This is a genomic window from Streptomyces hirsutus (assembly GCF_001418415.1).
Lineage (GTDB): Bacteria > Actinomycetota > Actinomycetes > Streptomycetales > Streptomycetaceae > Streptomyces > Streptomyces hirsutus.
Genome location: NZ_LIQT01000732.1, coordinates 1 through 9,759, shown reverse-complemented (window position 1 = coordinate 9,759; position 9,759 = coordinate 1). Strand labels below are relative to the sequence as shown.

Sequence of the window (9,759 nt, the reverse complement as noted above, 5' to 3'; positions counted from 1 at the left end):
ACGCCGCCCGTGGTGGTGCTGTCCATGGTGGTCGTGGTGTCGTTCGTCATCGGCGGCGGCCCTTCCGGGGTGCGCGGGTGTCCAGTTCTTCGAAGGCGGGGGCGTCGCCGCCGCGGACCCGTGCCCAGGCGGCTGCGAACAGCGCGGGCACAGGGAGGTGGGGCAGGGCCCGGGTGGACCCTGCCACGGGGTACAGGCGTTCCTTCCAGGTCTCCAACGGCAGTCCGGGGGCGCCGCGTTCGAGCCAGCCGCAGGGGAGGAACAGGGTGCGGCCGGCGCGGGAGCGCTTCGCCTCCACGACGAGGTCGGTGGCGGCGAGTTCCGCCCGGGCCTTCTTGACCCGTGCCGGCTTCCACTCGGTCCAGCGGACGCAGTTGCGGTCCGTCGGGTCGGGCAGGGCGAGCAGCATCAGGTAAAGGGCGGCGGCGTCCGCGCTCAGGCCGAGGGTGTCGACGGCCTCTGCCACCAGGTCCGGCACCGCACGCGTCGGATCCTGGGCCGGGTGGTGCGGGAAGCCGTCGGGGGCTCCCGCCGAGGCCAACGCATCGGTCTCCTCGCCCAGCAGTGCGCGCAGAGCGAGCAGATCGCCGGTGCCGTGACGGCCGACGGTGCCCTCGACAAGGCCGAACGCCGGGTCGTCGGGGCCTGCCAGACCGGCCGGGCGAATCAGCAACTTCTCGTTGCTGCCGTGGCCGGGGGCGAGGAGCAGCGCCGTGCCGGCCCGGACCAGACCGTCGGCGCCGGCACCGCCGGACTCGGGGAGCCCGTGGGCGGCGCGGACCGCGGGGCCGATCGAGCCCCCCGACTCGGTCCAGTCCAGACCGAGGTCCAGCACCAGGTCCGGGTCGGCGAGGCGGCCACGCAGGGCCGCGAGCCCGACGGGCAGGTGCGCCCACAGGGGGTGCCCGTACGGCAGCGTGTAGGCGAGGGTGCGCAGGGCGGTCAGGGCCGAAGAGACCGCACCGCCTGCGCCCACCCGGTGCAGGCCCGGGCGACCGGTGCCGTCCTGGACATCGGTGCCGTGGGCGAGCCAGGTCCGGGAGCCCGCGTTGAGGATCAGGTCGACGGCGCCCGAGGTGGTGCCCGACAGGTCGAGGTCCAGTTCCTCGGGGACGCGGACGAGGGAGGCCAGGCGCTCCTGCCAGACCTCGGCGGCGGCCCGGACGTCGGGGCCCGTGGACCACAGCTCGGCCGGGTCCGCGGGCAGCAGTGCTTGGAGCAGGGCGTGCCGGCCGTCGCGGGGCAGGGCGTCCAGCCTGGCCTGGGCCGCCTCGAAGACACGCGTCTTCGCCCCGAGCAGCGCGAGCGCCTCGGCGCCGGGCTCCTCGACGGCTGCCGACAGCAGGGCGGCGGACTGGAGGGGACCGATTCCGGTGGCCGTGTGGAACGCCTCGGCGGCCTCCGGACGCCAGGGTGCCGGGCCCTGCTCCCGTACCAGGGCGGTGAGCCGGGTGAGCCGGTCGCGGGCGATGCCCTTCCGGTGAACGTGCTCGTGGTCCAGGGTGAAGCCGGGGACGGGGCCGAAGGCGCCGGTCGGGTCGTGGTCCAGGGCAAGCCAGCGTGCCGCGTCGTTCCGGGAGTTCCGGCCGCGGTTGGCGACGACCACGACGGTGCGGGCGCCCTTGCGCAGCACCTGGCCGAGGCGGTGCACGGCCTCGTGGCGTCCCGGCCCGGGTGCCCCTCCGCCGAACGGCTCGACGAGCTCCACCTGCCGGACCGTGCCCGCCGGATCGGCCAGCGGGCCTGCGGCGAGGGTTTCCAGCAGCACGAGGAGCCCGGTGCGGTGCTCGAGGGAGGTGGTCGCCGAGGCGGCCCGGTAGGCCAGTTCGGGCAGCTTGTCGAGGAGGGAGATCCAGGCCAGGGAGTCACCGGGCACGGTGTACTCGTCCCGCTGCCAGCCGTCCACGGGAAGGAACGGGACCTTGGAAGGCGTGGGTGGGCCGAACGCCGGCTCGCCGCCGAGGACATGGTTGACGGCGAGGATCTGCCGGATCACGGTCCACCGGCTCCCGGCTCCCCACCAACTGCCGTGCATCCGCTCGGAGCCCCAGGCGGAGGCGTTCCGCAGGGTCGTGTCGTCGCCGTGCTCGGGCTCGTGATCGAAGAACATGCCCTGGGTGCGCGCGGCGTTCCGGGGAGTGGCCGGCTGCACGGGCTTGGGCGGTTCCAGGTACCGGGCGACTGCGGCAGCCCGGTCCACCGCGTTCCGGACGAGCGCGGTGACGCCCGCGAGGAGCCGTGCGTCGGACACCTCGGGCAGCACCCGGGCGACGGCCTCCTGGCTCAGCTCCCGCGACGAGGGCCCAGTGTACTCCTTGACAGCCCGGAACGCCTCCAGGTGCCGGGCGACCGCGGCGGCGACCTCCTTGAACAACTCCCCCGCCCGGGAGTCCGTCAGGTTCCGCAGGGCAGTGGAGCCCCGCTCGTCCCTCGGGCGCAGGGCGTGCCAGTAGGCGACGGGAGGCACGTAGGGGGTGCCCGCCGCGTCGTTCCCACCGGAGGAGTCGGGGGTGACGGACCACAAGCTGCCACCGGTACCGTCCGTGCCCGCCGGGTGCGCTTCGACGGAGCGGTGGTGCAGGGCCGCGACCGGCCGTGACCCGCCGGGCAGGGTGAGGGCGCCGAGCGGCACCGGGGAGCCGCCGCCGGGCAGCGGGTGCGGCAGGGTGACCGTATGGCCATCGGGGGTGCCGGCAGCGATCCGGTGCCCGTCGGCGGGGGCGGCCGTGCCGGGCTCGGTGACCGTGCGGCGGACCCAGCGGCCGAGGACCGTGCCGTCCGTGCCGAACGGGGTGGTCTCCAGACCGGGCTGGAGCGGCAGCACCTGGCAGTGCTCGGTGAGCAGCCGGGTGCCGTCCTGCACCCCGGAGCGGAGGAAGGCGGGGAGGGATGCGCGGCCGTGCGTGCCGCCGACCGGGTCGTACTCCAGCCACACCCGCTGCGTGCCCTGGTGGCCTTCCCGCCAGTGACCGGTGCCGTCGGAGATGACGGCGCGCTGAGGCGGGAGGGAGGTGTCGCCCGCGTGCAGGGCCTTGCCGCCGGTGGCGCGGCCGCCGCCGGGCAGCGGCAGGCAGACCTCGTCCGTGGGGCCGGAGCCGCCCCAGCGAGGGATCTGCTCGCCGCCGACGGTGAACACCTCGGCGGGACGGTGCGACCAGTAGCCGCGCTGCTTGCCGTCCTCCCACCAGATGACCAGCAACTCGCCGTCGACGTAACGGAAGGCGAGCGTCCGCCAGTGGTCGACGGTGGCGGGCAGCCGTAGGGTATGCCGCAGCAGAACGCCTTCCGGGCCGACGACGACGGCGCGTTCTTGGGTGTTCAGGATCAGCGCGGGCCAGGCGCCGGTGACGCCGACGCCCTCCGACCGGTCACGCCGCTGACGCGTGGCGGCCGCCTCCGTGGCCAGTTCGACGTAGGTCTCGTCCAGCGCGGGCCAGCCCAGTTCGTCGAGGACGCCGGTGCGCAGGGTCGAGGCGAGCAGCGGGACGACATCGTGGCCCTTGAGGAGCCGCACCGCCTCCGGGGCGACCTCTCCGACCACGGAGCGGTACGCCGAGAGCTTGTTGAGGGCGGCGTACAGCCCAGGAAGCCCTTGCGCGGCCGTGTACTCCTCGGCGCAGGCGGTCAGCCACTCCCGCAGGATCCCGGACAGCACCGGATGCGCCGCCAGTTTCGCCATGCCGGTGTCGCCCAGCCGCTGACCGCGTCCGCCGCCGAGGCCGCCGACGGTCCGGTTCAGCAGGGCGCGGAAGACCGGCCGTTCGGCGACGGCGGTGAGATCCCGCGCTCCAGGCGCGGTGTCGGTGAGCCAGGAGCCGAGCGGGACACCGGGGCCCTGCGCGGTGCCCGTGTCCTGGTCGTCCGGCTCGGCGACGGGGATGCCGGAGGCCAGGCAGAGGTCGAGGAGGTCCAGGTCGGCGGTGCGCTGCCAGCGGCCCTGGAACAGCTCGACGGGGCGCCCGTCGGCGCGCAGCCGGTTTGCCATCCGGGCGGCCAGGTCAAGGGTCTGCGGGCTGCGGCCCGAGGTGACCCGGTTGCGCCGTCGGTGCGCCTCCCAGCGGGCGATCCAGTCCGCCGGGGAGACGGACGGGTCACCGGGGGCGGCGGAATCGGAGGTGTCCGGGAGGGCGGTCAGCAGGTCCTCGGCGCCGGACTCGGCCAGCAACGCGAGCCAGCCGGGTTCGCCGTCCGTGTCCCGGCCGCTCTCGCTGAAGGTCTCCGGGAAGAAGCCGAGGAGCCGGGCCCGCACGGCCGCATCCCGTCGAGCGAGGGCGATGAGCGCGGAGCGGTAGGCCGTCCAGAACGAGGCGGGGGCGCGGACGACTCCCGGGGAGCCGATCAGATCGGCCACCAGCTCGCGTTCGGCGGCCTCGCGGTCCAGCCCGGCGGCCTTGACCAGCGCGCGCACGTCCTGCGGCAGCGCCGCGTACGGTGGCATGCCGGCCGCACAGCGCTCGACCAGCAGACGGCGGAACTGAGCCCAGGCGTCCGCCGGTGCGAGCCGGGCCACCAAGTCCCGCACGTACTGCCGCAGCGCCTTGACGGTCAGCGCGCCGGCGAAGGCGAACTCCAGGAAGACGGCCCGCTGCCGGTCCTCGTCCACGACCAGCCCGTGCACCCGCTCGGCCTCGCGGGCCTTGCCGAAGAAGGAGGCGGCGTAGGTGCTGTTCTCCGCCTGGAGGAAGAGGCGCGCCACCTGCTCGTAGTAGGTGGGGAGGAAGTGGGGCACGGCCCGGCCGAGCCGGGTGCCGAGTGCGTCGAAGCCCTCCTTGGCCGCTCCGGCGCGGCTCCTGGCCTGCCGGCCCAGCCGCTCGATGTCCTTGACCAGGGCCAGGGCATGGTGCCCGTTGGCCGGGTCGTTGACCAGGGCCCAGGCCGGGAAGCCCAGCGTTTCGCGGCGCACCTGGCCCACGACGGGGGTCTCGGCGGTCCGGGCCAGCCCGAGGAACTCCAGGGCCAGGTCCTCGGCTTCGCCGAGAGTGCCGGGCACGAGCCGGACCACGGGGCGGTCGCCGAGGGCGGTGTGCGTGTAGGTGCGGGCGGTCAGCGCGTCGGCGTCGTCCCGGTCGGTGGTGCCGACCGGGAGGATCGTGCCCGCGTCCAGCAGGGCCGCCACGCGGGCCTCGGCGGCGGGGGTGAGGGTGCTCTCGCCCCGGGCCTGGGCGGGGAGGAACGCCGCGCCCGCTGCCGTCGTGTTCGCGTTGGTGTTCGTCGTCGTGGTGCTCATGCCGCCCGCTCCTCGTCCTCCACGTCGCGGCCGGCGTAGAGCGCCGCCGCCATGCGCATGCCCTCGGACCACGCGACGGGGCCGACCTCGGCGGCCGTCAGCGCGCGCCCCGCAGGGTCGGTCCAGCCCAGAGGGCCCGTCTCGGTGCCGTACTCGTCGTATCCGTCGTGCTCGCCGATCCAGATGCGCGCCTCGGCGGTGGCGCCGTCCTCGACGACCGGGCAGACCGCGTATCCGCCGCGCGACCGGTACCCGAGTTGGGTGACGCGGCCGTGCAGGAAGCGCAGTTCCTTGAACACCCCGCCGGCGTAGGTGTCCACGGAGGTGGTGTCCGGGGCGAGGCCCGGCGGGCAGTGCCACACCTCGCGGAACAACTGCTCCACGTTCTGGCGCACCCCCAGTTCGACCGCGAACTCCCGCAGCTCGTCGAGGTCGTCGAGGAGGACGGGGTGGGGCACGCTGACGACGTCAGGGGTGATGCGGACCGTGTCGCCGTCCAGGTCGACAAGGCCGAGACCGCGGTCGGGGTCGACATCGCGCAGGAACCCGGCGACCCCACCGTCCGCGCCGGTGACCACCACGTCCCGCAGGACCGCCTGCCACGCCGGGTCGGGCCAGACCCGGGCGAGCACGGCAGCGGGGACGGGCAACGAACGCACCATCCACTGCTCGACGTCGGTCAGGCACTGGCGTTCGTGCCGCTCCAGCCACTCGGTCAACTGCCGGAGTCCGACGACCGCCGGGTCGTCCTTCAATCTGGCCGGGACGGACTTCAGCCGCCGGCCCTTCCCGTTGCGGCACACCACCTTGCCCGCCTCCAGGGCGACTTCATAGTCGCCCGCCGGAACCCACCCCATGCGCTGTTCTCCCCGTTGTTCCGGACGGCCGCCGAACCGGCGGCACGCTGATGAAACCCGTCAACGGCAACGCACCGTGACGAGTGGGAGAGACTCTAGGCGTCCCCAGTGACAATGAGTTCGGCTCCCTCCGCTTCGTCGTACGGGCCCACACCCCAGAAGGGACCGCCCGGCCGTGCCCCCCGTCCCGCCGAGGCCCGCGACGTCACGGAACCCGCCGGCGCAACCGACGGAACGCCAGGAGTGAGGGGGCCCCGACGACCGGGGGCTCGCGCGGGATCGGACGGGCCGTCACGGTGGTCTGCGCCGAGGCGGGCAAGCGGGTGACCGTGCGCTACGCGACCCACCTAGAGGAGGCCGAGGAGCCACACCTCGGTGACTGAGCACTTGGGGGCCCGGTCGAACTGCGGAACGCCGGGCTCGGGTGAAGTCACCGGCGACACAAATCAGCCGCGGTGCACTCCGTATGCATCTCGACGAGGTTCTGTACATCCGCCTCGACCTCAGCAAGACGCGGCACGACCTCGGTCACGCCGCTCTTCGTGTCGAACAGCTCCAGTCCCACCACTCCCCTGCGCAACCGCGCTGCCAGAGGGGATCGCCGCAGGGCTCGGGGACGCCCAGGGCTGAGGCTGATCCTTTGGAGTGGACACCCTGACAATGGATCGGAACACCCCCGCGTGCGTGGGGGTGTTCCGTTTTTGGTCTCCGTCGTGAACGTCTCCTCGGCGTCCTCCTGTAGCAGTCACTGAGCGTTCTCACTGCAGTGCTGACTCCGGGCTCACCGGGGACTTCGGCAATGGCACTCTCTGGGGAGAACCTGGAGAGAATCCGCGCTGCTGGGGAGCGCGTGGGGAGGATCGACTGCGCAACACGGCATGATGCCGAAAGACGCTGAAAGACTCACCCACGCAGGTCAGCTACGCTTCTGACCGCATCGTCGCAGGTCCGCGCCCCGCTCAGCCGTCCTCCCGCGGGCGACCGAAAAGCGGGAGGCAGCGCCCGACCGCCTCCCGCTCACCAGCCACCAGGACTCAGGCATTCCCACAGGTCAACGGACCCTTCCTCGCGGTTTCAGCGGCACCACCGGCAGCTCGGGAGCGGGCAGCGGCTCCCCGTCGTACCCCTTCACCTCGCCGAACCGCGTCCCCTCCATCCAGTCCCGGCGGGCCTGCTCGATCTCCTCCTGGGTCCGGCCGATCCAGTTCCGGAACATAGCGAACCATGCGCGCAAAAACGCAGGTCAGCCGCGTTCCGGACCGCCGACGGTCAGCATCGGTCCCGGAGGAGTCAACAACCGTGAGCTCCGCTGCCCTGGTTCGTGGGACGGGGTCGTTCTTCAAGGAGTGTGAGCATCCGCGGTCGCAGTGGTCGAGGTGTCCGCACCTGTACATGGTCCGTTATCGGTCTGCGGTGGGGAGACAGGTGGAGGAGTCCGGGTTCGCAAACCAGGAGCGGGCGTTGCGCTTTTGACGGAGGTCTGCAACGCGAGGAAAGCCGCGCCGCGCGGTCAGGCCGGGGTGGAACGGATCGCCAGGTACGGGGCGATGCGGTTCGAGGAGTACGCCCGTGAGGGGAAGGCCGGGCAGCGGGGCCGGGCCAGCGTCGGTGGCGCTTCTGGACTCCCTGATGCCAATCCATCTGCTACCGCTGCTGGGCAGCCAGCGGATGAACACCTTCGAAACCAGACGTCGGGACGGACCCCTGTGGGGCTCGTAAAGTCATCGCTGCAGGGGGAGCCCGCGTGCACGACCCCTCGGCGGTGGCGATGAACGCCCATGCCGAGAGGTTCATCCGCAGCGTGCGGGCCGAGTGCACCGACCAGATGCTGATCTACAACGAGCAACACGCACTGCGTGTCCTCGCCGAGTACGCCGAGCATGACAACTCCGGAAGGCCGCACCGGGCCCTGCAGCTTCGCGCACCAGCCGACGACCCGGACGTCATCCCCTTCCCAGCCCAGCGGATCCAGCGCCACGACGTCCTCAGCGGACTCATCCATGAGTACCGCGACACACCCTGACGAAGATCATGACGCTCTGGCAAGCGCCCAGCTCAACTCATGTACGGGACTTTTGGCACCCAACAGGCCGCCCCGCAGCCGGCTCATTGGTTTGCGGCGCTCTTCACGTACGCCTCATACCCCTCCTCCTCCAGCCGCTCGGCCAGTTCCGGGCCGCCGGAGTCGACGATCCGGCCGTCCGCGAAGACGTGTACGTGATCGGGGTGGACGTAGCGCAGAATGCGCGTGTAGTGGGTGATCAGCAGGGTGGCGACCGCGCCGGTGGCGCGGACGCGGTTGACGCCCTCGGAGACGACGCGTAGCGCGTCGATGTCCAGGCCGGAATCGGTCTCGTCCAGAATGGCGATCTTCGGCTTCAGGAGTTCCAGCTGAAGGATCTCGTGGCGCTTCTTCTCGCCCCCGGAGAAACCCTCGTTCACGTTCCGCTCGGCGAAGGACGGGTCGATCTGCAGCCGCTCCATCGCCGCCTGGACCTCCTTCAGCCAGGTGCGCAGTCGCGGGGCCTCACCGCGCACGGCGGTGGCGGCCGACCGCAGGAAGTTGAACATGGAGACGCCGGGGACCTCGACCGGGTACTGCATGGCGAGGAACAGGCCGGCCCGCGCCCGCTCGTCGACCTTCATGGCGAGCAGGTCCTCTCCGTCCAGGAGAGCTGCGCCGGAAGTGACCTGGTATTTAGGATGCCCGGCGAGAGCATAGGCGAGGGTGGTCTTGCCGGAGCCGTTGGGCCCCATAAGGGCGTGCGTCTCGCCCTGCCGCACGGTCAGGTCGACACCGCGGAGGATCTCCCTCGGACCGTGATCGGTCAGGACCTGGCAGTGCAGGTGGTCGATGACCAGCGTTGCCATGCCTTCTCACCCCTCTTCTTCCTCGTGGAAACGGGACACGGCCGATCAGCGGGCACTATGGACATGCACGCGCAGCGTGCCGGCGATGGGCTCACCGCAAACCGCGGCAGTATGCCGCTGACGGCCCCCGGCCCCATGGCGTGACCAGGAGGAGGCAGTGGAACTCGACGTGATCGTGGAGATCCCCGAGGGATCCCGCAACGAATGCGAGAGGGACCACGAGCTGCACCACATCCGGCTGGACCGCATGCTGTTCACCTCGACCAAGTACCCGGCCGACCACGGCTTCATCGAGGGAACACTCGGGCGCGACGGGACCCGCTCGACGCACTTGTCATGGTCGGCGAGCCGACGTTTCCCGGATGCCTGATCGAATGCCGGGCTGTCGGCATGTTCTGCATGAAGGACGAGCGCGGCCCGGACGAGAAGATCCGCTGCATGCCCGCCCACGGCCCACGCTACGCCTACGTCCAGGACACAAGGGGCATACCCGCCTTCGACGAGTTGGAGATCACCTACTTCTTCGAGACCCGTAGGACCTCGCGCTCGGCAAGAGCGCCAAAGGATCGCACCGGGCGGGCTAGCAGTAGCGGCTTCCCGAGGCTTGCGGAGGTGCTCGCCCCAGGCAGCTGCCCCTGGGAGAGCACGTTCAGTTCTGTGCCCGTGCCTCGGCTCTCGGTGGTGCCTTCCAGCCCGGCAGCAGGAGAGTCGCACCCTCGCGCGCGTGGCACCCTCTCGGGCGCGACGGTGTCCCTCCCCCGAGGGGTGAGGACCGGGGGAGGGCACCGCGGGGTGGGCCTGTGG

General features: G+C 72.0%; 5 protein-coding genes and 2 pseudogenes. 2 read left to right on the top strand and 5 right to left on the bottom strand.

Features of this window, described 5'->3' with window-relative positions:
* Positions 1 to 46 precede the first annotated feature (46 nt).
* The 4 genes and pseudogenes from AOK11_RS38025 to AOK11_RS41295 form a co-directional block, all read right to left on the bottom strand.
* Positions 47 to 5,227: a hypothetical protein gene (locus tag AOK11_RS38025; RefSeq protein ID WP_055598168.1), complete on the bottom strand. Its 5,181-nt coding sequence runs from the start codon at positions 5,225 to 5,227 to the stop codon at positions 47 to 49.
* Positions 5,224 to 6,084: a DUF4132 domain-containing protein gene (locus AOK11_RS38020; RefSeq protein ID WP_055598167.1), complete on the bottom strand. Its 861-nt coding sequence runs from the start codon at positions 6,082 to 6,084 to the stop codon at positions 5,224 to 5,226. Before AOK11_RS38020 ends, AOK11_RS38025 begins: the two co-directional genes overlap by 4 nt.
* Positions 6,085 to 6,514: 430 nt before the next feature.
* Positions 6,515 to 6,649: a hypothetical protein gene (locus AOK11_RS42545; protein WP_420903048.1), complete on the bottom strand. Its 135-nt coding sequence runs from the start codon at positions 6,647 to 6,649 to the stop codon at positions 6,515 to 6,517.
* Positions 6,650 to 7,135: 486 nt separating this feature from the next.
* Positions 7,136 to 7,300 (bottom strand): annotated as a pseudogene (locus tag AOK11_RS41295) (pirin family protein); the annotation flags it as partial.
* Between the two features lie 528 nt (positions 7,301 to 7,828).
* On the opposite strand from AOK11_RS41295, the gene AOK11_RS38015 reads away from it, so the two are divergent.
* A complete protein-coding gene (locus AOK11_RS38015; RefSeq protein ID WP_055598166.1) occupies positions 7,829 to 8,107 on the top strand; it encodes an integrase core domain-containing protein in 279 nt (92 codons plus the stop codon).
* Between the two features lie 83 nt (positions 8,108 to 8,190).
* Here the strand turns inward: AOK11_RS38015 and sufC are convergent, their stop codons facing one another.
* On the bottom strand, positions 8,191 to 8,955 hold the full coding sequence (gene sufC, locus AOK11_RS38010; RefSeq protein WP_055598165.1) for a Fe-S cluster assembly ATPase SufC: 765 nt from the start codon (positions 8,953 to 8,955) through the stop codon (positions 8,191 to 8,193).
* A 157-nt stretch (positions 8,956 to 9,112) separates the two neighbouring features.
* On the opposite strand from sufC, the pseudogene AOK11_RS38005 reads away from it, so the two are divergent.
* Positions 9,113 to 9,539, top strand: a pseudogene (locus tag AOK11_RS38005) (inorganic diphosphatase).
* Positions 9,540 to 9,759: the final 220 nt, after the last annotated feature.